The organism is Lactobacillus sp. W8093 (assembly GCF_016100925.1).
GTDB lineage: Bacteria > Bacillota > Bacilli > Lactobacillales > Lactobacillaceae > Lactobacillus > Lactobacillus helsingborgensis.
In genome coordinates this window covers 47,944-70,155 of the sequence record NZ_JACFRL010000005.1, presented here as the reverse complement: position 1 = coordinate 70,155, position 22,212 = coordinate 47,944, and the positions used below count along the sequence as shown (strand labels likewise).

Annotated in this window: 39 protein-coding genes; 3 read left to right on the top strand and 36 right to left on the bottom strand. The window is 37.7% G+C overall.

Going from position 1 to position 22,212, the window contains the following annotated elements; translation table 11 throughout:
• Nucleotides 1-59: 59 nt before the first annotated feature.
• The 3 genes from H3T47_RS04610 to H3T47_RS04600 all read left to right on the top strand — a co-directional run bounded on the left by H3T47_RS04610 (nucleotide 60) and on the right by H3T47_RS04600 (nucleotide 3,157).
• Nucleotides 60-1,133, top strand: coding sequence for a S66 peptidase family protein (locus tag H3T47_RS04610; RefSeq protein ID WP_199282690.1), 1,074 nt, complete (start codon nucleotides 60-62; stop codon nucleotides 1,131-1,133).
• Nucleotides 1,134-1,211: 78 nt separating this feature from the next.
• Nucleotides 1,212-1,895: an ABC transporter ATP-binding protein gene (locus tag H3T47_RS04605; RefSeq protein ID WP_199282689.1), complete on the top strand. Its 684-nt coding sequence runs from the start codon at nucleotides 1,212-1,214 to the stop codon at nucleotides 1,893-1,895.
• A complete protein-coding gene (locus H3T47_RS04600; protein ID WP_199282688.1) occupies nucleotides 1,892-3,157 on the top strand; it encodes an ABC transporter permease in 1,266 nt (421 codons plus the stop codon). Before H3T47_RS04605 ends, H3T47_RS04600 begins: the two co-directional genes overlap by 4 nt.
• Nucleotides 3,158-3,368: 211 nt before the next feature.
• Here the strand turns inward: H3T47_RS04600 and H3T47_RS04595 are convergent, their stop codons facing one another.
• The 36 genes from H3T47_RS04595 to rpsJ form a co-directional block, all read right to left on the bottom strand.
• The gene (locus H3T47_RS04595; protein ID WP_199282687.1) at nucleotides 3,369-3,725 is read right to left on the bottom strand and encodes a DUF6176 family protein; all 357 of its coding nucleotides are present in this window, start codon (nucleotides 3,723-3,725) and stop codon (nucleotides 3,369-3,371) included.
• A 97-nt stretch (nucleotides 3,726-3,822) separates the two neighbouring features.
• Nucleotides 3,823-4,218: a 30S ribosomal protein S9 gene (gene rpsI, locus H3T47_RS04590; protein ID WP_034980394.1), complete on the bottom strand. Its 396-nt coding sequence runs from the start codon at nucleotides 4,216-4,218 to the stop codon at nucleotides 3,823-3,825.
• A gap of 11 nt (nucleotides 4,219-4,229) precedes the next feature.
• Nucleotides 4,230-4,673 (bottom strand): 50S ribosomal protein L13, encoded by a 444-nt coding sequence (rplM, locus tag H3T47_RS04585; RefSeq protein WP_038523686.1) that lies wholly within the window; start codon nucleotides 4,671-4,673, stop codon nucleotides 4,230-4,232.
• A gap of 106 nt (nucleotides 4,674-4,779) precedes the next feature.
• Nucleotides 4,780-5,565: a tRNA pseudouridine(38-40) synthase TruA gene (gene truA, locus H3T47_RS04580; RefSeq protein WP_199282686.1), complete on the bottom strand. Its 786-nt coding sequence runs from the start codon at nucleotides 5,563-5,565 to the stop codon at nucleotides 4,780-4,782.
• The gene (locus tag H3T47_RS04575; RefSeq protein WP_199282685.1) at nucleotides 5,565-6,362 is read right to left on the bottom strand and encodes an energy-coupling factor transporter transmembrane component T; all 798 of its coding nucleotides are present in this window, start codon (nucleotides 6,360-6,362) and stop codon (nucleotides 5,565-5,567) included. Before H3T47_RS04575 ends, truA begins: the two co-directional genes overlap by 1 nt.
• A gap of 4 nt (nucleotides 6,363-6,366) precedes the next feature.
• Nucleotides 6,367-7,212, bottom strand: a complete 846-nt coding sequence (locus H3T47_RS04570; RefSeq protein WP_187159729.1) for an energy-coupling factor transporter ATPase — start codon at nucleotides 7,210-7,212, stop codon at nucleotides 6,367-6,369.
• The gene (locus tag H3T47_RS04565; RefSeq protein ID WP_038523696.1) at nucleotides 7,188-8,039 is read right to left on the bottom strand and encodes an energy-coupling factor ABC transporter ATP-binding protein; all 852 of its coding nucleotides are present in this window, start codon (nucleotides 8,037-8,039) and stop codon (nucleotides 7,188-7,190) included. Before H3T47_RS04565 ends, H3T47_RS04570 begins: the two co-directional genes overlap by 25 nt.
• A gap of 505 nt (nucleotides 8,040-8,544) precedes the next feature.
• Nucleotides 8,545-8,928 carry a 50S ribosomal protein L17 gene (rplQ, locus tag H3T47_RS04560; RefSeq protein ID WP_038523699.1) on the bottom strand — a complete coding sequence of 128 codons (384 nt, stop codon included), beginning with the start codon at nucleotides 8,926-8,928 and terminating at the stop codon, nucleotides 8,545-8,547.
• A gap of 25 nt (nucleotides 8,929-8,953) precedes the next feature.
• Entirely contained in the window at nucleotides 8,954-9,892 is a 939-nt protein-coding gene (locus tag H3T47_RS04555; RefSeq protein WP_038523702.1) for a DNA-directed RNA polymerase subunit alpha, read from the bottom strand.
• A 45-nt stretch (nucleotides 9,893-9,937) separates the two neighbouring features.
• A complete protein-coding gene (gene rpsK, locus H3T47_RS04550) occupies nucleotides 9,938-10,321 on the bottom strand; it encodes a 30S ribosomal protein S11 (RefSeq protein ID WP_038523704.1) in 384 nt (127 codons plus the stop codon).
• A 19-nt stretch (nucleotides 10,322-10,340) separates the two neighbouring features.
• Nucleotides 10,341-10,691, bottom strand: a complete 351-nt coding sequence (gene rpsM / locus H3T47_RS04545) for a 30S ribosomal protein S13 (RefSeq protein ID WP_034980405.1) — start codon at nucleotides 10,689-10,691, stop codon at nucleotides 10,341-10,343.
• A gap of 21 nt (nucleotides 10,692-10,712) precedes the next feature.
• Nucleotides 10,713-10,829, bottom strand: coding sequence for a 50S ribosomal protein L36 (gene rpmJ / locus H3T47_RS04540; RefSeq protein WP_003647815.1), 117 nt, complete (start codon nucleotides 10,827-10,829; stop codon nucleotides 10,713-10,715).
• Nucleotides 10,830-10,843: 14 nt separating this feature from the next.
• The gene (gene infA / locus H3T47_RS04535; protein ID WP_034980408.1) at nucleotides 10,844-11,065 is read right to left on the bottom strand and encodes a translation initiation factor IF-1; all 222 of its coding nucleotides are present in this window, start codon (nucleotides 11,063-11,065) and stop codon (nucleotides 10,844-10,846) included.
• 65 nt (nucleotides 11,066-11,130) lie between these two features.
• Nucleotides 11,131-11,787 carry an adenylate kinase gene (locus H3T47_RS04530; RefSeq protein ID WP_038523710.1) on the bottom strand — a complete coding sequence of 219 codons (657 nt, stop codon included), beginning with the start codon at nucleotides 11,785-11,787 and terminating at the stop codon, nucleotides 11,131-11,133.
• 10 nt (nucleotides 11,788-11,797) lie between these two features.
• Nucleotides 11,798-13,093 carry a preprotein translocase subunit SecY gene (secY, locus tag H3T47_RS04525; RefSeq protein ID WP_038523712.1) on the bottom strand — a complete coding sequence of 432 codons (1,296 nt, stop codon included), beginning with the start codon at nucleotides 13,091-13,093 and terminating at the stop codon, nucleotides 11,798-11,800.
• Nucleotides 13,093-13,533 carry a 50S ribosomal protein L15 gene (gene rplO, locus H3T47_RS04520; RefSeq protein WP_199282684.1) on the bottom strand — a complete coding sequence of 147 codons (441 nt, stop codon included), beginning with the start codon at nucleotides 13,531-13,533 and terminating at the stop codon, nucleotides 13,093-13,095. Before rplO ends, secY begins: the two co-directional genes overlap by 1 nt.
• Nucleotides 13,534-13,556: 23 nt before the next feature.
• On the bottom strand, nucleotides 13,557-13,742 hold the full coding sequence (gene rpmD, locus H3T47_RS04515) for a 50S ribosomal protein L30 (protein ID WP_038523718.1): 186 nt from the start codon (nucleotides 13,740-13,742) through the stop codon (nucleotides 13,557-13,559).
• 13 nt (nucleotides 13,743-13,755) lie between these two features.
• Nucleotides 13,756-14,262 carry a 30S ribosomal protein S5 gene (rpsE, locus tag H3T47_RS04510; RefSeq protein ID WP_199282683.1) on the bottom strand — a complete coding sequence of 169 codons (507 nt, stop codon included), beginning with the start codon at nucleotides 14,260-14,262 and terminating at the stop codon, nucleotides 13,756-13,758.
• A 16-nt stretch (nucleotides 14,263-14,278) separates the two neighbouring features.
• Complete coding sequence (rplR, locus tag H3T47_RS04505) at nucleotides 14,279-14,638, bottom strand: 50S ribosomal protein L18 (RefSeq protein ID WP_038523724.1); 360 nt, start codon at nucleotides 14,636-14,638, stop codon at nucleotides 14,279-14,281.
• Nucleotides 14,639-14,661: 23 nt separating this feature from the next.
• Nucleotides 14,662-15,192, bottom strand: a complete 531-nt coding sequence (gene rplF / locus H3T47_RS04500; RefSeq protein WP_109918670.1) for a 50S ribosomal protein L6 — start codon at nucleotides 15,190-15,192, stop codon at nucleotides 14,662-14,664.
• Between the two features lie 24 nt (nucleotides 15,193-15,216).
• Complete coding sequence (rpsH, locus tag H3T47_RS04495) at nucleotides 15,217-15,615, bottom strand: 30S ribosomal protein S8 (RefSeq protein WP_038523731.1); 399 nt, start codon at nucleotides 15,613-15,615, stop codon at nucleotides 15,217-15,219.
• Between the two features lie 22 nt (nucleotides 15,616-15,637).
• Nucleotides 15,638-15,823: a type Z 30S ribosomal protein S14 gene (locus H3T47_RS04490; protein ID WP_038523734.1), complete on the bottom strand. Its 186-nt coding sequence runs from the start codon at nucleotides 15,821-15,823 to the stop codon at nucleotides 15,638-15,640.
• Nucleotides 15,824-15,835: 12 nt separating this feature from the next.
• The gene (gene rplE, locus H3T47_RS04485) at nucleotides 15,836-16,378 is read right to left on the bottom strand and encodes a 50S ribosomal protein L5 (protein ID WP_038523737.1); all 543 of its coding nucleotides are present in this window, start codon (nucleotides 16,376-16,378) and stop codon (nucleotides 15,836-15,838) included.
• A 14-nt stretch (nucleotides 16,379-16,392) separates the two neighbouring features.
• Entirely contained in the window at nucleotides 16,393-16,656 is a 264-nt protein-coding gene (gene rplX / locus H3T47_RS04480) for a 50S ribosomal protein L24 (protein ID WP_038523740.1), read from the bottom strand.
• A gap of 17 nt (nucleotides 16,657-16,673) precedes the next feature.
• Entirely contained in the window at nucleotides 16,674-17,042 is a 369-nt protein-coding gene (rplN, locus tag H3T47_RS04475; RefSeq protein WP_034980437.1) for a 50S ribosomal protein L14, read from the bottom strand.
• Between the two features lie 32 nt (nucleotides 17,043-17,074).
• Nucleotides 17,075-17,341, bottom strand: a complete 267-nt coding sequence (gene rpsQ / locus H3T47_RS04470; protein WP_038523743.1) for a 30S ribosomal protein S17 — start codon at nucleotides 17,339-17,341, stop codon at nucleotides 17,075-17,077.
• A gap of 18 nt (nucleotides 17,342-17,359) precedes the next feature.
• On the bottom strand, nucleotides 17,360-17,557 hold the full coding sequence (rpmC, locus tag H3T47_RS04465; RefSeq protein WP_034980443.1) for a 50S ribosomal protein L29: 198 nt from the start codon (nucleotides 17,555-17,557) through the stop codon (nucleotides 17,360-17,362).
• Nucleotides 17,547-17,987, bottom strand: coding sequence for a 50S ribosomal protein L16 (rplP, locus tag H3T47_RS04460; RefSeq protein ID WP_038523747.1), 441 nt, complete (start codon nucleotides 17,985-17,987; stop codon nucleotides 17,547-17,549). Before rplP ends, rpmC begins: the two co-directional genes overlap by 11 nt.
• On the bottom strand, nucleotides 17,987-18,658 hold the full coding sequence (gene rpsC, locus H3T47_RS04455; RefSeq protein ID WP_038523750.1) for a 30S ribosomal protein S3: 672 nt from the start codon (nucleotides 18,656-18,658) through the stop codon (nucleotides 17,987-17,989). Before rpsC ends, rplP begins: the two co-directional genes overlap by 1 nt.
• A gap of 13 nt (nucleotides 18,659-18,671) precedes the next feature.
• Nucleotides 18,672-19,025: a 50S ribosomal protein L22 gene (gene rplV, locus H3T47_RS04450; protein ID WP_038523752.1), complete on the bottom strand. Its 354-nt coding sequence runs from the start codon at nucleotides 19,023-19,025 to the stop codon at nucleotides 18,672-18,674.
• 19 nt (nucleotides 19,026-19,044) lie between these two features.
• A complete protein-coding gene (rpsS, locus tag H3T47_RS04445) occupies nucleotides 19,045-19,326 on the bottom strand; it encodes a 30S ribosomal protein S19 (RefSeq protein ID WP_038523755.1) in 282 nt (93 codons plus the stop codon).
• Nucleotides 19,327-19,344: 18 nt separating this feature from the next.
• Nucleotides 19,345-20,181 (bottom strand): 50S ribosomal protein L2, encoded by an 837-nt coding sequence (rplB, locus tag H3T47_RS04440; RefSeq protein ID WP_199282682.1) that lies wholly within the window; start codon nucleotides 20,179-20,181, stop codon nucleotides 19,345-19,347.
• A gap of 15 nt (nucleotides 20,182-20,196) precedes the next feature.
• Nucleotides 20,197-20,508 carry a 50S ribosomal protein L23 gene (rplW, locus tag H3T47_RS04435; protein ID WP_038523761.1) on the bottom strand — a complete coding sequence of 104 codons (312 nt, stop codon included), beginning with the start codon at nucleotides 20,506-20,508 and terminating at the stop codon, nucleotides 20,197-20,199.
• Nucleotides 20,505-21,137, bottom strand: coding sequence for a 50S ribosomal protein L4 (gene rplD, locus H3T47_RS04430; protein WP_046327485.1), 633 nt, complete (start codon nucleotides 21,135-21,137; stop codon nucleotides 20,505-20,507). Before rplD ends, rplW begins: the two co-directional genes overlap by 4 nt.
• Nucleotides 21,138-21,151: 14 nt before the next feature.
• Entirely contained in the window at nucleotides 21,152-21,781 is a 630-nt protein-coding gene (rplC, locus tag H3T47_RS04425; protein ID WP_034980468.1) for a 50S ribosomal protein L3, read from the bottom strand.
• A gap of 26 nt (nucleotides 21,782-21,807) precedes the next feature.
• Nucleotides 21,808-22,116: a 30S ribosomal protein S10 gene (gene rpsJ, locus H3T47_RS04420; protein ID WP_046327486.1), complete on the bottom strand. Its 309-nt coding sequence runs from the start codon at nucleotides 22,114-22,116 to the stop codon at nucleotides 21,808-21,810.
• Nucleotides 22,117-22,212 lie beyond the last annotated feature (96 nt).

Genomic DNA, 22,212 nt, shown 5'->3' with positions numbered 1-22,212 from the left:
AAATTTTTATTGTATTATTAATAAAATTGAAGTTCATTACGAAAGAAGATGAGCAATCTATGCTAATAAAACCCAAGCAATTACATGTAGGTGATAAAGTAGCAATCGTCAGTTTATCAGCTGGTACTCTAGGTGAGAGTTTTGCTTCCCATGAACTTAAACAAGGAGTTAAGCACATGAAACAACTTGGCCTAAATCCCGTATTTATGCAACATGCCCTTTCCGGTACTACTTATGTTAAAAGTCATCCAGCTGAACGTGCCGCTGATTTAAAAGCAGCTTTTCTAGATCCAGAAATTAAAGGTATTTTTGCTGCAATTGGTGGAGACGACACCTACAGGACTTTGCCCTATTTAATGACAGATCAGAAATTTAAAGCAGCTGTCCGTGAACATCCCAAGTTATTTAGTGGCTTTTCTGATACTACAAATAATCATCTAATGTTTTACAAAATGGGATTGCAAACATTTTATGGACCGAGCTTTTTAACAGATTTTGCAGAACTGGCTAATGAACTTTTGCCCTATACTAAAAAAACTATAGTACATTACTTTGAAAATCCACCTGTCACTCTGATTCCAGCAAGTGAAAATTGGTATGAAGAAAGAACTGATTTCTCAATTAAGCAAGTTGGTAAGGAAAGAATAAGCCATAAAGACACAGGTTATGAAGTTTTACGTGGCCAGGGAAAAGTTCAAGGTAGACTATGGGGCGGCTGCATCGATAGCCTTTATGATGACTTAGTCCCCAATCGTTATCCAGATGAACCATCAATTATTAACCGGTACCAGCTTATTCTGACGCCAGAAGAAGCCAAAGATAAAATACTTTTTATAGAAACATGTGAAGAAAAACCGACGCCTGAACTCTTTCGTCAAGAAGTAGTTAAGTTAGAAGAAGTTGGTATTTTAGCAAATGTTCGAGCAATTTTAGTAGGCAAACCACAAGATAAAAAGCACTTTGCAGAATACAAACAAATCTTGTTGGAAGAGACTGCTAAATTTAATACACCAATTTTATATAATGTAAATATTGGACACGCTTATCCAAGGACTGCTCTACCTTATGGTGCACTTACACAAATTAACTTTAAAAAACCAAAATTGACAATTTTGGAATCTTGGTTTGCCTAGTCTGAAAAAATATTTGCCTTTTTTTAATCATGGTGTATTATATATGTATTACAGTAATACATGAAAGAAGGAAAATCTATGAGTTTACTTAAAACTCGTGAGGTAACTCGCACCTATGGCAAAGGCGCAACTAAGTTTGACGCCTTACGTGGAATTAATTTACAAATTAATCGGGGAGATTCAGTTGCTATCATTGGCAAAAGTGGGTCGGGTAAGTCTACTTTGATGCACATCCTGGCTCTCCTTGACCACCCTACTAGCGGTGACGTTTTTCTAAATAATGAACCCACAAGTAAAATTAAAAATAAAGCATTATATAAGCTGCGAAATCAGACATTTGGCTTTGTTTTCCAGCAGTTTTTCTTAAACGCTCAAGATAGTGTATTAGAAAATGTGATGCTTCCTCTAAAAATAGCTGGCATCACATGTAGAGAACGCCGTGCAAAAGCTCTGGCAGCCATCAAGGCAGTTGGCTTAGAAAGCAAAGTCAAAAATAAAGCCAGTGCTTTATCAGGAGGACAAAAGCAACGGGTCTGTATTGCGCGTGCCTTAGTCAATGATCCCCAAATCATTTTTGCAGATGAGCCCACAGGAAACTTGGATTCAGCTACTAGCGAAAATATTGAAAATATTTTATTTAAACTACATCAAGAAAAAAATATCACTTTAATAATTGTTACTCACGATCCTGATTTAGCAAAAAAGTGTGAACACCAGATTCAGATTAAAGATGGTCAAGTAGTAGGAGGAACACAGCAATGAGATTCCATGATATTCTTAACTCAGCGGCTACAAACTTATGGCACAATAAGGGGAGAACACTCCTAACCATTATTGCTGTTTTCATTGGCTCCTTAACTATTGCCATTACTATGGGTATTAATAATGGTGTTAATGATTATTTGAAAAAGCAGGTCGGCAATATTGGTAAAACTGAGCAAATGTCTATTTTGCCTGAGAGTTCCAGTCAAGATACGAATGAGCCTCAAAAATATAATACCAAGAAGAGCAGTCAAAACGCTGATGGTATGATGGACAAAAACGACATTAAAAAAATCAAATCAGTTAAAGGCTTAAAAGATTTTAAAGCGTTAAAGGACTGTGATGTTGACTATGTTCAAGGCCCTAATAAAACTAAATATCTTATAATTGCGCAAATAACGGAAGGGATCAATTATGATTTGAAAGCTGGTCACCAAGTTGCAACTAGTGGGAAAAAGTCCCAGATTTTAATCACTAAACCAATGGTTAAATCTTATGGCTTCAAAAATGCACAAGATGCTCTAGGTAAAAAAGTAACTTTAGTGACAAAATCACCCGTGACTAAGAAAAAAACAAAAATATCTGCTACTGTTGTCGGAGTTAGAAATGATAGTATAGTATCAAAAGGTTTTGCCATTTACAGTAATGACTTAGGACGAAAAATAGTTGCAGCCAACCAAAAAGGTCTTCCGCAAGCATTAAAAGATAAATATGTTAGTGTCATTGCTACTCCTGTTAACAAGAGTGCCAGCAGCATTAAGCAAGTTGAGGACAATTTGACTAAAAAAGGATATTCCGGTATGACTCTTAAGGAAGCCGTGAATGAACTTTTTTTAACATTCAACGCAGTCACTGGGGTTTTAATAGTTTTTGGCGCCATCGCATTGGTAGCTGCCAGCTTTGGAGTAATCAATACTCTGTACATGTCAGTGAGAGATCGTACAAAAGAAATTGGTCTTATGAAGGCATTAGGACTCAGCAAGGGTAAAGTATTTTCTATATTCAGCTGTGAAGCAATTTTAATTGGTTTGTTTGGTTCTTCATTGGGATTACTACTGGCAATGGGCTTAGGTAAGGCCTTAAACAATTTTGCTGCTAAGTCATTCTTAAAAGGACTGGACGGTTTTACTTTAATTCAATTCAACTGGTCAAGCAGCTTACTAATTATTGGTCTCATCTGTCTAATTACCTTTTTAGCAGGAACATTACCTGCCAAACGAGCAGCAAAACTAGATCCAATCACTGCTTTAAGATATGAATAAAAAACAAAAAACGGCAAAAAACATCAGACAAAATCTGATGTTTTTTTGCTATAGTTTTAATTTACGCTAAATACTAATGAAAGAGATAAGTGTGAACCAATCGTTCTGCCAAATTAGTAGCTACTTAAATAATAATAATTTGAAGACATTCATTTTTTGACTCACTAAATTGACAAAATAATACAAGTAGTTTGCTATTCTAATTTCTGCTTTAGTCACTTTGGATAATCTTATTAATTTTAGGAGCTATTAAATCTTCCATTATTTTCATATCAACCGGTCTATAAGCATTATCAATACATTCATTCCAATATTCTAAGTGCTTTTGATCAATATAACTGTCTGATTCTTCAACCGCTTTACCTCCTTCTCCTTGTATGGAGTACCAGTAAAAATATGTATATCCATCAGAACATTCTTCTTTAAAAACTGTTTCCACAAACATTTTTTCTCCAGCCATTGTAGCGACTGTGTCTTGATGATGATTATTAAGAAAATCCATCCATTCTTGTGCTTTTTCTTCCTTACCCTTTTTAATACGAAAACGGGTTAATTCAATTTTTGACATTACTTATTCCTCATACCTACTTAAACAAAAAGGCATCAACACAAAGTTGATGCCTTTTTTATATTAGTAATTAAAACTTATACGTAATAAGTATAGATTAACGCTTACTAAATTGTGAAGCTTTACGAGCTTTCTTAAGACCTGGTTTCTTACGTTCAACCATTCTTGGGTCACGTGTCAAGAAACCAGCCTTCTTTAGTGGTCCACGGAAATCAGGATCTACTTCAAGAAGAGCACGTGCAATTCCTAAACGAATTGCTCCAGCTTGACCTGAGAAGCCACCACCATTAACGTTAACCTTAACATCGTATTGATTTTCAGTTTCAGTCAAAGTTAATGGTTGTTTCAAATCCTTAACTAAGTTAGGAAAAGGAATGTATTGATCAATATCTTTGTTATTAGCAGTAATCTTACCGCTACCTGGTACTAAACGAACACGAGCAACTGAATTCTTGCGCCGACCGGTACCTGCATATGCAACTTGTTGTGCCATTATTTAACCTCCTAGATTAATTTATTAATGTCTAATTCTTCAGGTTTTTGTGCTTCGTGCTTATGATCAGCATCTGCATAAACATGCATCTTCATGAATTCTTGATGACCAAGAGTGTTTTTAGGAAGCATACCTTTAACTGACAATTCAACTAATCTAACTGGATTATTAGCCAGCAAGTCTCCAGCAGGAGTGGCCTTGATGCCACCACGGTAATCAGAGTGATGGTAGTATATCTTGTCAGTAGCCTTCTTACCAGTTAACTTAAGCTTAGCAGCGTTAATTACGATAACGTTGTCGCCGGTGTCAACATTTGGTGTATATTGAGGCTTGTTCTTACCTCTTAAGATAGTTGCTACTGCTGTGGACAAACGACCTAGAGATACGTCTGTCGCGTCAATAACATACCACTTACGTTCAATTTCATTAGGTTTTGCTAATTGTGTAGTACGCAATTTTATTTCCTCCGTTTTTACGTTGTTTGAATACAATAAGATTCCGGGGCCTATCGTGGACAAACATACTTTAATATAATAAGTCTTTTTAACTCAAAAGTCAATATTATTCCCTGTCAAGACGATATTTTTCCGGCACATCTTCATAAAAAACATGGTATAAAAATAAGCCACTTGCCTGTGCTGTCTCTCTTACCTGCTCACGATCTTTAGTCATTATTACCCGGGGAATATCATCTACAGGGCGTTTGCCTCTACCAATTTCTAGTAGCGTTGCCACTAAAATACGAACCATATTATATAAAAATCCTGAGCAAATAAAGTCAAAAACAATCTCATTAGATTGCTCATTTTTAGCAACGTTTACGTAATACATAGTACGTACTTTATTCTTTATTTGTCCGCCACTTGCAGCAAAGCTAGTAAAATCATGTGTACCTAATAAATCACGGGCTGCCACTTTCATTTCGTCAACATCAACTGGATAAGGATAATGTCCCGTATAAAAGCGTTTAAATGGATCAACAAAACGATCCAAACTAACATAATAACGATACCATTTACCTTTTGCACTGTAGCGCACATGAAAATCGCTGTTAACGATCTCACATTCTTTAAAAACTATGTCTAACGGCATCATTGAATTTAAAGCACATATCATTCTTGCAGGTGGAATTTCTTTATCAGGATAGTCAAAGTGAATGACTTGTCCTAAGGCATGAACACCTGCATCGGTCCGTCCTGAACCTTCAACAATAATGTTTTTACCTTTTGTCATCTTTTTTAGTGCAGCTTCAACGGTACCTTGTACTGTTCTTTGATGGGGTTGGGACTGAAAGCCGTGAAATAGATGACCATCATAAGCAATTGTCATTTTATATCTTGTTGTCATTAATGCGTCCTGAATACTAAAAGAAGTATCAATAATAAAATAAAATAGGCTAAGTTAATTAGATCGAGATATGACCAACGTAATACTCTATATTTTGTTCTACCTTGATCCCCACGATAACCACGTGATTCCATTGCTGTTGACAAATCTATCGCGGTTTCTAATGAATTGATAAATAAGGGAACAAGCAGTGGCGTAATTGCCTTTGCTCTGGTGATTAATCCCCCATTGTTAAAATCGGCTCCCCGAGAACGTTGAGCATTCATAATTTTAAGCGTTTCATCAAATAAAGTAGGAACAAATCGTAAGGCAATTGACATTACTAATGCGATCTTATCAACTGGTACACGAACTATCTTCAGTGGCTTTAGCAACCATTCTATAGCATCAGCAATTTCAAGTGGCTTAGTTGTCACTGTCATCACAGTTGAAATTAAGATTATTACTGTAAAACGGATAAATATAAACACCGCATTAGTAATACCATAACTTGACAAAGCAAATATCGTCCACTGCCAATATACTGTTCCACCAACCGTGAAAAACAGCTGCAAAAAAGAGGTAAATAAAATTAACCAAATTAGTGGTTTGACCCCATCCCAAAAAATCTTGGGCTTTAATTTAGTCGCAGCAATTGCAACAAAACTAAAAATAGTGACAATTACATAGGAAACAGGATTATTAGCCAGAAAGACAAATAAAATAAAAAGAATAGTTGCAAGTAATTTCCCCCGCGGGTCCATTCGGTAAATTATTGAATCGCCAGCCACATAACGACCGATTAAAATTTTACTCACATACTCACCTCTTCAAGTTTTTTTCAATTCCGGTAATTAATTCATCAATAGTTAATGGTAATTTTTTAAATTTGTAATTGGTTAGTTTAGCAGCAAACAAAGAAGACTTTGGTTCTTCTAAATGATGCTCCTGCAACCACTTGCGATCTTTGAAAATTTCTTTTGGACTGTCTTCTTTAATCAACTTGCCGTGTTCCATTACTAGAACATTGTCAGCATAATCAGCTACATCGTCCATATTATGTGTAACTAATATTACAGTGTGACCTTCCTTTTGATATTCGGAAAAAAGGGCCATCATTTGTTTACGAGCAAGTGGATCAAGCCCAGCTGCCGGTTCATCTAAACACAAAATATCTGGCTCATAGGCCATAACTCCTGCAATTGCTACACGTCTCATTTGACCGCCAGAGAGTTCAAACGGTGACCTGCCGCCTATTTCCTCGGGTAAACCAACTTTTTTCAACCAATACTTAGCACTGGTCAGGGCCTTTTCTTTATCATAACCAAAATTTTTAGGACCAAAGGCAATATCTTCCAGTACTGTGTTTTCAAACAATTGCATTTCGGGAAACTGAAAAACTAAGCTTACGTGCCGCCTTAAATTTTTGAGATTTTTATTGGGAGTATCAGCAGTAATAGTCATTCCCGCTATCTCAATTTGACCATTTGTTGGTTTAAGGAGAGCATTAAAATGTTGCATCAAAGTTGATTTCCCACTACCAGTATGACCGATAATTGCATTAAAAGTGCCATCTTTTAGTTCAAAATTGACTTTATCTAAACCTTTTTTGGCAAGAGGTGTATCAGGAGAATAGGTATAACTTACATTTTCGAATTTAATTGGCATAGGAAATTAATCAACTCTTTTTCTGAATCTACACTAGCAGGGATTTTCATAGAATCATTTAGCAACTTAGCTTTTATTTGCTCAAAAAATGGCACATCTAGACCTAACTTTTTAAGAAGTTCAACTTGACTAAAAACGGTTTTTGTACTTCCCTCTGTTATCAATTTACCGTCATTCATTACCAAAACCTGGTCAGCCATATTAGCTTCATCAATATCGTGAGTAATAGAAATAACGGTTAAATTATACTCGTCCTTCATTTGCCGCACAATTTTTAATATTTTATCTCTACCTTCTGGATCAAGCATTGAAGTTGCTTCATCTAATACAATTATTTTGGGCCTAATAGCAAGAATTCCGGCAATTGCGACTCTTTGCTTCTGCCCGCCAGATAGATTGGCTGGTTCAGAATTGGCATATTCGCTCATACCCACTGCTTTGATAGCTTCAGCAACAGTTTTAACCATTTGCTCATGGGGCACACCACGATTTTCAAGTCCAAATGCTACATCATCAGCGACTGTAGCTCCTACAAATTGATTATCTGGGTTTTGAAACACAACTCCAACTTTATCACGTATATCCCAAACTGTATCGTCATTCAGTTTAATGCCGTCTACTTCAATTAATGAATTTTCTTTTTCATCTGGTACCAATAAGCCATTAATTAGGCGAATTATTGTAGATTTTCCACTACCATTATGACCGATAATTGAAGTCCATGAACCCCGCTCTACTTCAAAACTAATGTTGTCGATAGCGGGCTTATCAGACTCTGGATATGAAAAGCTCACATTTTTAATTTTAATAATGCTATCAGTTGCCATTTTCTCACCATCCTAAAAAGTCTGACTCAATTGTACCAAAAATTTCCAAAATTCTGAACACCGATCGTTAACGTTATGCCGTTTAATTTAGCATATCAAAATGTCTATCAAGAACTGATAAGCTATTTTACGTTTAGTTGCTAGTCAATTTCCAAAAAATTTAAAGAACGTTTTATGAATTATATTCTGCAACATTATCCGCCATAATAACAGTAACTAATTTGTTCGTTATTAGTCTTTTCAACATAGATAGTACCAATTTTACTATTATCTGAAAATTTTGCGTATCATAATAATTCATGCCAGATCTAAAAATTAGGTATTTATATACTTTAAAAATCAGATTTTTGTCCAAACAGATAAAAAGTTCTCAAAGCAAAAAAAATCACCCATGAGGAGGGATAATCGACATTATCTAAGCTAGACTAAACTTTCGTCATCATCTTAACGCTTATTCTCACTCTCACGGATAATTCTTAATAGCTATTAAGTTTGATTATTTGAATTAAACTAATTCTAAAATAACCATTGGAGCTCCATCACCTTTACGGGCGGTAGCAAGCTTCATAATTCTGGTGTAACCACCATTACGGTCTTTATAACGAGGTGCAACGTCGCTAAAAAGCTTTTGTAATGCAGATTTTACAACAACTGCATCTTTTTCTTCATGAATATCTGCAACTTCATCACGAACAAAAGCTGCAGCTTGTCTTCTAGCAGCTAAATCACCGCGTTTGCCTAAAGTAATCATCTTTTCGGCGGTTTTACGAACTTCTTTAGCACGAGCTTCAGTTGTAGTAATGCGTTCCTTCATGATTAATTGAGTAGTCATTTCTCTGAGCATTGCTTTTCTATGTGCGCTATCGCGACCCAATTTACGGTATGCCATCAGTTTACCTCCTTTATTGTTTTAATTAATCTTCTTGACGAAGTGATAATCCCAAGTCAGCTAATTTGTTTTTAACTTCTTCCAATGATTTACGTCCTAAATTGCGTACACGCATCATATCTGCTTCTGTCTTATCAGTTAATTCCTGCAGAGTATTAATGCCAGCTCGTTTAAGACAGTTATAAGAACGAACAGAAAGATCAAGCTCTTCAATTGTCATTTCGAGCTTCTTTTCAGCTGTGTCATCCTCTTTTTCAACCATCACATCATTGAACTTAGTATTTGCATCAGCAGTTTCAAACACTTTAAAGTGTGCAACTAAAATTTTAGCTGCGAAACTAAGGGCATCGTTAGGCTTGATTGAACCATCTGTCCAAATCTCTAAAGTGAGCTTATCAAAATCGTCTCTTTTACCAACACGAGTAGATTCAACTTGGTAATTTACTTTATCTATTGGTGAAAATAAAGAATCAACAGGAATGACACCAATTGGCATATCTTCACTCTTATTGTCACTTGCTGCAACATAGCCGCGACCATTTTTAACGGCAATTTGCATGTGCAAGTGCCCACCTTCAGCAATAGTACAAATATATTGGTCAGGATTCAGGATTTGAATATCTGCGTCAGCTTTAAGATCATCAGCGGTTACAGTAGCCGGACCCTCAACGTCTATTTCAATAATTTTTTGTTCATCTGAAAAAGACTTTAATTCAAGTTTCTTAAGGTTCAGGATTATCTTAGCGACATCTTCTCTTACGCCTGGAACGGTTGAGAATTCGTGTAAGACATCATCTATTTGAACGTAAACAAGTCCTGTACCTGGGATAGATGTCAGTAAAACTCTACGTAATGAGTTACCTAAAGTAGTACCAAAGCCTCGTTCAAGTGGTTCAATAACAAATTTACCATATGACTTCTCTTGGTCCACAACGGTAATATTTGGTTTTTCAAATTCAATCATTACTAGGCCCCTTTCAAAACGCAATGTCCTTCATTAAGAACAAAATTAAACACGACGACGTTTTGGTGGTCTAGAACCATTGTGAGGAACTGGGGTAACATCACGAATAGCTGTGATTTCAAGCCCAGTCGCTTGAAGCGATCTAATAGCAGATTCACGGCCAGCACCAGGACCCTTGACAGAAACTTCAATATGTTTCATACCTTGATCCATTGCACTCTTAGCTGCTGCCTCAGCTGCCATTTGCGCTGCAAATGGTGTAGACTTACGACTACCTTTAAAGCCTAATGCACCGGCTGAAGACCAAGCAATTGCATTGCCTTGAACGTCAGTAATCATGACTAAAGTATTGTTAAACGTAGAATGAATATGAGCAACGCCTTTTTCAACATGCTTCTTCACACGGCGTTTACGTGCTGTTTTAGGCATCAATAAACCTCCTTAAATTTTATTTATTTTTCTTACTACCCTTACGAGTACGGGCATTATTCTTGGTATTTTGACCACGAACTGGGAGTCCGCGACGGTGACGAATACCACGGTAAGAACCAATATCAATTAACCGTTTAATGTTCATGCTGACTTCTCTACGTAAGTCACCTTCAACACGGTACTTGTCTACTTCCGCACGGAGCTTTTCTTGGTCATCTGGAGTCAAATCTTTTGAACGTATGTCTTCAGAAACACCTGCATCCGCACAAATCTTTTGTGCTGTTGGTTCACCAATACCATAAATATAGGTTAATGCAACAACTATTCTTTTATCTCTTGGTAAGTCAACACCAGCAATACGTGCCATAAATTGCACCTCCTATTTATTTTAACCTTGACGTTGCTTGTGCTTTGGATTTGCAGAACAAATAACCATTACACGACCATGTCTTTTAATAATTTTACAATGTTCACACATTGGTTTAACAGATGGTCTAACCTTCATGTTTCCCTCCGTTATTACTTTATAAACCGATAAGTTATTCTACCTTTAGTTAAATCATAAGGAGAAAGTTCCACAGTAACACGGTCTCCAGGCAAAATTCGAATATAGTGCATCCTAATCTTACCGGAAACATGTGCTAAAATCACAGCTCCATTTTCCAATTCAACTTTAAACATAGCATTAGGCAGGGTATCAACTACCTTACCTTTTACTTCAATGACATCATCTTTTGCCAAAGCCGTTCCTCCGCATTTAAACAGTCATACTTTGAAATTATAACACGGAAAAGTAAATATACAAATTATTGCTTTTTACTTAAAACCGCATCAACACTCTTGAAGACTTCTTCAGGAGTTCGTTCACCATCAACTACAGTTAGTAAACTCTTATTTTGATAATAGTCTTTCAGCGGTGCATTCATTTTTTCGTTAACTTCTAAACGATTTTTAACTACTTCAGGCTTGTCATCCTCACGTTGATAGAAGTCGTGACCACCACAACGATCACAAGTATCCTTAACTTTAGGCATCTTGGTAATCTTATTGTAAGTGGCCCCACATTTTCTGCACATAAAGCGCGCTGACAAGCGTTTTACTAAAGTTTCTTCTTTAACTTCAAGTGAGATGACATTTGTTAAGGGCTTATTCAAACGTTCGGTAATACCTTCTAGCAGTTCCGCTTGAACTAGTGTCCGCGGAAAACCGTCTAAAATGTAACCTTCTTTAATATCAGGTTGGCCCAAACGCTCCTCAACCAACTTAGCTGTAACTTCATCCGGTACCAGATCACCCTTATCAATGTAGCTTTTAGCTTCAAGACCAACTTTAGTCTCATTAGCCATTGCATCTCTAAACATATCCCCAGTTGAAATATGAGTTAGATGATATTTATCTACGATCTGTTCTGATACTGTTCCCTTGCCAGCACCTGGCAAGCCTAAAAGAAATATATTAATCATTTATCTGTTCCTATCTGATGAATCCAACGTATTCTCTCTTCATTAACAATCCGTTAATTTGACGAGATAATTCTAAGACAACCCCAATTACAATTAGAAGGCTAGTACCGCCTAAACCAATCGAACTTGGCAAATCCCAAAAATTAGTAGCTAACTGTGGCAATAACGCAACAAGACCTAAAAATACGGATCCAACAGTTGATAATCTAATCAACACTTTAGATACATAGTCTTGTGTATCTTTACCCGGCCAAACACTTGGAATATAAGCACCTTGTTTTTGTAAATTCTTTGACAGCTTCTCAGGATTAACTTGAACAAAAGCATAAAAGAACGTAAACAAAATGATTAAAACAGTATAAATTATGACTCCAGGTGTAGTTTGCATACTAAAGATATTAGTCATTACCTTGTACCATTGCTGGTCACCTTGAGATCTTTGAAAGGCCATTAAAATAGTCGCTGGTGTAATGATAAATGAACTAGCAAAAATAACTGGAATAACACCAGAAACATTAACTTTTAACGGCAAAAAGCTTTCGGAGCCACTTATTGTTGCTCTTCTTGTATATTGTATTGGAATTCGGCGATCTGCCTGTTCTACCCAGGTAACTAACTGGGTTACGATGAGTATTGCAATGATAATCGCGATGAAGAACAAAATCCCTTGCCAACGATCACTAGCATTATTATTGATTACGCTGTCCTTATATAGCTGCCAGAGGCCGCGAGGAAGACGTGCAATAATACCAGCAAAGATAATTACTGAAACACCGTTACCTAGGCCCTTATCAGTAATTTCATCACCAAGCCAAGTTAGAAGCATCGTTCCAGCAGTCATAATTATTGCAATTTCACAATAAGACTGCCAGGTTTGAGACTTAACTAAGCCCATTTGCGTTAAAGCATTGAAGCCAAGCGTAATTCCGATACTCTGAATGAATGCCACAAACAGGGCAAGCCAACGAGTTACGTTATTAGTCTTACGACGTCCTACTTCACCTTGTTTGCCCCACTCTACTAATGTTGGAACAATATCCATCTGCAAAAGTTGAATAACAATTTGCGCAGTAATGTAAGGTGAAACACCCAAAGAGAAAATTGAATAATTATCTAGTCCACCACCAGACACAGTATCCAGCATTGGCACTAGACCGGTTTGTGCAACTTGAGTAATCGCTTTTGCGTTGACACCTGGAACAGTAATATTAGCTCCAATTCGGTATATCAAAAGAATAAAGAGAGTGAAATAAATTTTATTTCTAATTTCTTTATCCTTAAAGGCGTTCTTCAAGGTCGAAAACATTAGATCACCTCAACAGATCCGCCTGCAGCTTCAACTGCTTTCTTCGCAGCGGCGGAAACTTTGTTAATCTTTACGTTTAACTTAACTTTTAACTCGCCTTTTGCAAGCAATTTAACGCCTGATAATTCTTTCTTTACCAAACCTTTTTCTTTGAGACTAGCAACAGTAACATCGCTGTTATTCTCAAACTTGTTTAAGTCGTCTAAGTTAATGATTGCATACTCTTTGCGGTTAACGTTCTTAAAACCACGTTTAGGCATAGTTCTGAATAATGGCATCTGACCACCTTCAAAACCTAAACGGGTATGACCGCCTTGACGTGACAATTGTCCCTTTTGTCCACGGCCAGAAGTTTTTCCAAAACCACTTGAAGTACCACGACCAACACGTTTTCTAGCATTGCGTGAACCTTCAGCAGCATGTAATTCATGAAGCTTCATTAATTTGGCACCTCCTCAATTAACTATTTATTTATCTCTTCAACTGAAATCAAGTGGGCAATTTTCATTAATGCACCACGAGTAGCAGCATTGTCTGGTAGAGTTGTTGTACTATTAATTCTACCTAAGCCTAGAGCTTTCACAACTTTTCTTTGGTTAGGTAGACGGTGTGCAGCACTTCTAATTAAAGTAACTTTTAATTCAGTCATTTTTCCAGTCTCCCTAATCCAATTCAGCGTGACGAAGCTTTTCAATATCTTCACTTGTTCTAAGCTTCTTTAATCCATCAATTGTTGCACGGACAACATTGATAGGAGTGTTTGAGCCAAGTGACTTAGAAGTAACATCAGCAATACCAGCCATATCCATAACGATACGAACGGCACCACCTGCAGCAACACCTGAACCAGCTGGGGCAGGCTTAATTAAAATGTTACCTGAACCATAGTGACCAATTACCTCATGAGGAATGGTAGTACCAACCTTAGGAACCCTGATCATGTTCTTTTTACCAGCTTCAACAGCCTTACGGATTGCTTCTGGAACTTCTTGAGCTTTACCAGTACCAAAGCCTACACGACCTTTTTTGTCACCAACAATTACCAAGGCAGCAAATCTCATTCTTTGTCCACCCTTGACAACCTTAGTAACACGATTAATTGCGACTAACTGATCTTCAATATCGTCCTTATTTCTGCGATTATTACGAGAATCGTTGCGGTTTGCCATGTATTATTCTCCTTTCCTAGAAATCTAATCCGTTTTCACGAGCGGCATCTGCCAATGCTGAAATACGGCCGTGGTATAGGTAACCACTTCTATCAAAAACAACATTTGTAATGCTCTTAGCTTTTGCTGCTTCAGCAATTGCCTTGCCAACAGCTTGAGCTTGTTCTACTTTAGTTTGATCTTTTGATACATTATCATCTAAAGTTGAGGCACTTGCTAGCGTTACACCCGCTACGTCATCAATTAATTGAGCGTAGATGTTTTTGTTTGAACGGAAAACGCTTAAGCGTGGGCGCTCAGCAGTACCAGAAATTTTGCTACGAATACGTTTATGACGCTTTAAGCGCAATTTGTTCTTATCTGGTTTTGAAATCACAATTTCACCTCAAAAATTTTTTACTATTTACCTGTCTTACCTTCCTTACGACGTACGTATTCATCAGTATAACGAATACCTTTACCCTTATATGGCTCAGGTGGACGTACATCGCGAATTTCAGCAGCAAATTGACCAACATTTTGCTTTGAAATTCCTTCTACTTCAATATCTGTAGCTGAAGTAGTTTTAACTGAAACACCTTCTGGTGCAGTCATTACAACTGGGTGAGAATAGCCAACATTCAAAGTCAATTTGTTACCTTGTGCTGTTGCACGGTAACCAACACCAATTAACTTTAAAGTCTTTTTATAACCATTAACAACGCCTTCGACCATTGAAGCTAAGTTAGCTCTTTCAGTTCCGTGAAGTGCTTTATCATTTTCACTTGAACGTGAAAAGTTAATCTTGCCATCTTCTTGTTTAAAAGTAATTTTTGGATCGAAGTATCTAGTTAATTCACCTTTAGGTCCTTTAACAGTGATGTTGTCACCCGTCTTGGTAACAGTGACACTATCTGGGACTTCAATTGTTTTTAAACCGATACGGCTCATTGATTGTTCTCCTTTCTGTCAGAATTACCATACATAGGCAATAACTTCGCCACCAACGTCTTTTTGTCTTGCTTCTTTATCGGTAATCACACCGGCAGAAGTAGAAACGATGGCAATACCTAAACCATTTAATACCTTAGGTAAGTTTTCAGCACTAACGTAATTTCTAAGACCTGGCTTAGAAATTCTCTTTAAGCCTGAAATGACACGTTCTCCGTCAGGACCGTATTTCAAAAAGATTTTAATCATGCCTTGCTTGTTATCATCAGTAACTTCGTAATCACGGATGAAGCCTTCACGTTTCAAAATTTCTGAAATAGATTTTTTAATATTTGATGCAGGAATTTCAACAGAATTATGTTTTGCCATGTTGGCGTTTCTAATCCTAGTCAAATAATCTGCAATCGGATCTGTCATGACCATTTATGCTATCCTCCTATCCGTATTACCAACTAGCCTTTTTAAGGCCTGGGATTTGACCCTTGTGAGCTAAATCCTTCAAGCAAATACGACATAAGCCAAACTTGCGGTATACAGAGCGTGGACGACCACATCTCTCGCAACGACTGTATTCACGTGAAGAAAATTTAGCAGGACGATGATTTCTAATTTTTTGTGATGTCTTAGCCATTAATGTCCTCCATTATTTTGCAAACGGCATACCAAACTGACCTAGAAGCTCACGTGCTTCTTCATCTGTGTTGGCAGTAGTAACGATAACAACATCTAAACCCCTAGTCCTATTAACCTTATCAAAGTCAATTTCTGGGAAAATCAATTGTTCCTTAATACCTAAAGTGTAGTTACCACGACCATCAAATGAACGGCTTGAAACACCGCGGAAGTCGCGAACACGAGGAAGTGAAACACTGATTAACTTATATAAGAAATCGTACATTCTATCTCCTCTAAGTGTTACCTTAGCACCGATAGACATGCCTTCACGTAAGCGGAAATTGGCAATTGACTTTTTGGCTTTAGTTACCAAAGGCTTTTGACCTGAAATTAAAGTCAATTCTTCAACAGCTTCATCCAAGTTCTTAGCATTAGAAACGGCATCACCGACACCCATGTTCAATACTATTTTTTCGATTTTTGGTACTTGCATAACTGAGCTGTAGCCAAATTTTTCTTGCAACGCAGGAACAATTTTTTCTTTATATTCTTGAGCTAAATAATTTGCCATATGTGTCCTCCCTCCTACTTCTTAGTTTCTTCTTTTTTATCTTTTGCTTTGCTTTCAGACTTAGCAATTACTTTAACATTTGATGCGTGAATTGAACCCTCTGACTCAACTACACCACCATTTGCATTAGTCTGTGAAGGCTTTTGGTGTTTCTTAATCTTATTAACGCCCTTTACAACCACACGGTTTTTCTTAACATTAACAGAAAGAACAGTACCTTCTTTACCTTTGTCTTTTCCGGCAATAACTTTTACTTTGTCACCAGTTTTAACAAACATCAGTGCACCTCACTTAATTATAAGACTTCAGGAGCAAGAGAGACGATTTTCATAAAGTCGTGCTCACGTAGCTCACGTGCAACAGGCCCAAAGATACGAGTACCACGTGGGCTCTTATCTGCATTAATAACTACACCAGCATTTTCATCAAACTTGATGTATGAACCATCTTCACGACGTGCGCCTGATTTTGTTCTAACAATAACTGCTTTGACAACGTCACCTTTTTTGACAACGCCACCTGGTGTTGCTTGTTTGACAGTTGCAACCACAATATCACCAATGTTACCAGTCTTACGTCTTGATCCACCTAAGACTCTAATAACTAAAAGTTCTCTGGCACCTGAGTTATCAGCAACCTTCAAACGGGATTCATTTTGAATCACTATATAATCCTCCCCTCACTAAATCCGCAGTATTAAACAGATTTTTTGACAATTTCAACTAAACGAAAGCGTTTTGTACGAGATAATGGACGAGTTTCCATGATACGAACAGTATCGCCAACTTTAGCTTCATTTTTTTCATCTTGTGCGTAGTATTTCTTTGAATATCTAATACGCTTCTTGTAAACAGGGTGATTCTTATAAGTATCAACAACTACAGTGATAGTTTTGTCGTTCTTATCAGAAATTACTTGGCCTTGATATACATGACGATGATTTCTTTCGATTGATTCGCTCAAGTTAATAACTCCCTTCCACTAATCTTTTTCCAATGCTTTTTCGCTGAGAATTGTTTTAATTCTAGCAATATTTTTGCGGACTTTACCTAGGCGAGCGGTATTTTCTAATTGACCCGTTGCTTGTTGAAAGCGCAAGTTGAAAAGCTCTTCTTTGTATTGCTTTTCCTTGTCTAACATTTGATCAGTGGTTAATGCTCTGATATCTTTAGCCTTCATTAGAATTGCCACCTACTTCCGAACTTTTAGTCACAAACTTACATTTAATCGGTAACTTAGTTGCAGCTAATCTTAAAGCTTCACGTGCTGTAGCTTCATTAACGCCACCGATTTCAAACATAATCTTTTCTCTCTTGACTACAGCTACCCAGCCTGCAGGTGCACCTTTACCAGAACCCATACGTACACCAACACCTTTAGCAGTGTATGACTTTTGAGGGAAAATTCTAATCCAAACTTTACCACCACGCTTCATGTAACGAGTCATCGCAACACGAGCAGCTTCAATTTGTTGAGTAGTAATCCAGTGGGACTCTAAGGCTTGTAAACCATATTCACCAAAAGCAATGGTTCTACCACCCTTAGCAGCGCCACGCATTTTACCACGAAATTCACGACGGTGCTTTACCCTTTTTGGTACTAGAGGCATTATTTGTTTCCTCCCTTCGCAGCTTTTTCGGGCTTCTTACTTTTAGAAGGTAAGATTTCACCCCGGTTAATCCATACTTGAACACCAATTTCACCGTAAGTGGTGAAGGCATTTACCCAAGCATAATCAATGTCAGCTCTTAAAGTTTGTAGCGGTACACGACCTTCTGTGTGCCACTCTCTTCTTGCCATGTCAGCACCGTTTAAACGACCAGAAGTTTGCACTCTGATTCCTTTAGCACCGGCACGCATTGTTCTTTGAGTAGCTTGACGAGTAGCACGTCTAAAAGCAATACGGGCTTCAAGTTGACTTGCAATACTTTCGGCTACTAATTTAGCATCAAGATCTGGCTTTTTGATTTCAACAATATTAACGTGTACTTGCTTCTTAGTCAAAGCATTTAATTCTTTTCTTAATGCTTCAACTTCAGAACCACCTTTACCAATTACCATACCTGGTTTAGAAGTATTGATTGATACGTTGATTCTATTGGCTGCACGTTCAATTTCAACAGTAGAAACAGAGGCATTCTTCAATTTCTTATCGATGAATTTTCTGATGCGCAGATCTTCATTTAAGGTTTCTTTGTATCCTCTGTCAGCATACCATTTTGATTCCCAGTCACGAATCACGCCGAGACGAAAACCATTTGGGTTAATTTTCTGACCCATTAATATACCTCCCTTAATCGTTCTTTTCTGACACTACTACAACTACGTGACTAGTTCTCTTGTTAATAGGAGAAGCCATACCTTTGGCACGTGGTCTAAATCTCTTCAAAGTAGCTCCTTCGTTTACATATGCTTCTGATACGTAAAGATTGGCACTTTCAAGATCGTAATTGTGTTCTGCATTTGCAATTGCTGAGCGTAAAACTTTTTCAACGATTGGGGAAGCAGCTCTAGGCGTAAATTGCAAGATTGCCAATGCTTCAGCTACGTCTTTGCCACGAATCAAATCAACGACCAAACGTGCTTTTCTGGGAGCAATGCGAACTGTTCTTGCTTCTGCCCTAGCTGAACTAATTTGTTCTGCCATTTAAGTGTTTCTCCTTTCTTTATTTTGAAGTAGCCTTATCATCAGATGTCTTGTGTCCACGGAAAGTTCTCGTTGGAACAAATTCACCTAACTTATGACCAACCATGTCCTCGGTAATATAAACTGGAACATGCTTTCTACCATCGTAAACAGCTATAGTCAAACCAACAAAGGAAGGAAAAATAGTTGAACGACGTGACCAAGTCTTAATAACCTGCTTTTTATCTGTATCAGCCTGTGCATCAACCTTCTTTAACAAAGATGCATCAGCAAAAGGCCCTTTTTTAATACTACGGCTCATTAATTTACCCTCCTTTTACTATTTGCTGCCTTTACGGTGACGTACAATTAACTTCTCGCTGGCTCTCTTACTATTTCTAGTCTTAATACCGCGAGCTTTCTTACCCCATGGAGTCATCGGTTGTGGACGACCTACTGGAGCCTTACCTTCACCACCACCATGTGGGTGATCGTTAGGGTTCATTACGGAACCACGAGATTGTGGGCGTCTGCCTAACCAGCGACTACGACCGGCTTTACCTAATTGGATTAATGAATGTTGTTCATTACCCACAACGCCGATAGTTGCACGACAAACTGATAAAATCTTACGAACTTCACCACTTTGTAATTTAACTAAAGTGTACTTACCGTCGCTACCTAAAACTTGGGCACTGGCTCCAGCACTTCTAACGAGCTGACCACCTTTTCCTGGTCTTAATTCAATGTTGTGAATTGATGTACCAGTTGGGATGTTCTTTAATGGTAAGGCATTACCTGGCTTAATATCAGCATCTGCACCAGATTCAACTACATCACCAACATTCAAACCCTTTGGTGCCAAAATATAAGTTTTGATACCATCAGTATAATGAAGAAGTGCAATATTAGCAGTTCTATTTGGATCGTACTCGATAGCCTTAACAACAGCCTTTGCGTTGTCTTTGTTACGCTTGAAATCGATGATACGGTATTTTTGCTTATGTCCACCACCACGGTGTCTACTGGTAATATGACCATAAGAGTTACGACCTGCTGTATGTGATTGTGACTCAAGTAATGTACGTTCTGGCTTGCTCTTAGTAATTTCCGCAAAGTCAGAAGTAGTCATATTACGGCGACCATTTGTGGTTGGCTTATAAATTTTAATAGCCAATTGACTGACCTCCTATTACTTATTTTCTTCTTTATTTTCGTTATCGTCTTTGAAAATTTTGATGTCGTTTGAATCTTCAGTTAAAGTGACAATTGCCTTACGAGTACGAGCTGTTTTACCAGTATAACGGCCAACACGCTTGTCCTTACCACGAACATTCATGATATTAACTTTCTTAACCTTAACATCAAAAATTTCTTCAACGGCGTCACGAACTTGAGTCTTGGTTGCAGTTAAAAGCACGTTGAAAGTGTACTTCTTATCATCCATTAAGTTCGTTGACTTTTCAGTAATGACAGGTCTTAAAATGATATCATGTGCACTCATTTCGTCGAAGCCCCCTCAACATTCTTTTCAATCTTTTCAATAGCTTCTTTAGTCAAAACTAACTTGTCATAATCGACAACATCTTCAACGTTCAAGCCATTAGCAGTAATCACTTTAACGTTTGGCAAGTTTTTAGCTGAAAGCTGTACGTTCTTGTCTTCAGAAACAACCAGAACCTTACCTTCAATCTTTAAGCTGTCCAATAATGACTTGAATTCTTTTGTTTTAGGAGCAGACATTGTTAACTGGTCTAAAACAATCAAATCTTCATCAAGCAATTTTTGGGAAAGAACTGACTTGATAGCCAAGCGCCGTTGCTTTCTCGGCATTGAGTAAGCGTATGAGCGAGGAGTCGGTCCGAAAACTACACCACCGCCACGCCATTGTGGTGAACGGATAGAACCTTGACGAGCACGACCTGTACCCTTTTGCTTCCAAGGCTTTTTACCACCACCACGAACAGCGGATCTATTCTTAACCTTTGAGGTTCCTTGACGCTTGCCAGCTCTTTGTCTGATAATTGCGTCGAAAACAACGCTCTCATTTGGCTTAATACCGAATACTTCATCATTTAAAGTAACTTCACCAGCATCTTTGCCTTTTTGATCAATAACTTTAAAATTAGCCATTCTAGTCCTCCTTCCTATTTATTATTCTTAACAGCAGATCTAACAGTAAGCAATGAATTCTTAGCACCAGGTACGTTACCCTTAATTAATAATACATTCTTATCTGCTACAACTTTTTCAATTACTAAGTTTTCAATGGTAACTTTCTTCATTCCCATGTGACCTGGCAAACGCTTGCCTTTAGGTACACGGTTAATGATGGAACCCATTGAGCCAGGGATTCTGTGGTATCTTGAACCATGAGTTTCTGGTCCACGTGATTGGCCCCAACGTTTGATGTTACCTTGGTATCCATGACCTCTTGTAGTACCAGTGACGTCAACAACGTCACCTTCCTTAAATGTGTCCACAGTAACTTCTGAGCCGACTTCGTAGTCCTTAAGCTCAACTCCGCGGATTTCACGTATGAAGCGCTTAGGCGAAGTCTTTGCTTTTGCAGCATGACCTTTTTCCGGTTTGTTGCTCAAAACTTCACGCTTATCTTGATATCCTAATTGAACTGCTTCGTAACCGTCTGATTCAACAGTCTTAACTTGCATAACAACGTTAGGAGTTGCTTCAACAACTGTTACGGGCACAAGGATACCATCTTTAGTGAAGATTTGAGTCATACCAACTTTTCTTCCTAAGATTCCTTTGGTCATGATTACACCTCTTTCTTTTTTAAAAATTAAAGTTTAATTTCGATGTCAACACCGCTTGGTAAATCAAGCTTCATTAAAGAGTCAACAGTTTTAGGTGTTGGGTTTAAAATATCGATTAAACGCTTATGTGTGCGCATTTCGAATTGTTCACGTGAATCCTTGTTCTTATGTGGTGAACGCAAAACAGTGAACAATACCCTTTCTGTTGGCAATGGAACTGGACCTGAAATTTCGGCTCCAGTCCTCTTAGCTGTAGCTACGATCTTAGCAGCTGATTCATCGAGAATACCATGTTCGTAAGACTTAAGTCTAATACGAATTGATTGACTTGCCATTAAATTACCTCCTCAACGTCTTCTTTAAAAGATGACTAGCTTCCGCAAAAATTCCCGGCACTACCTCTGTGGCAATGCAGCCTGGTGTGCCGCAAC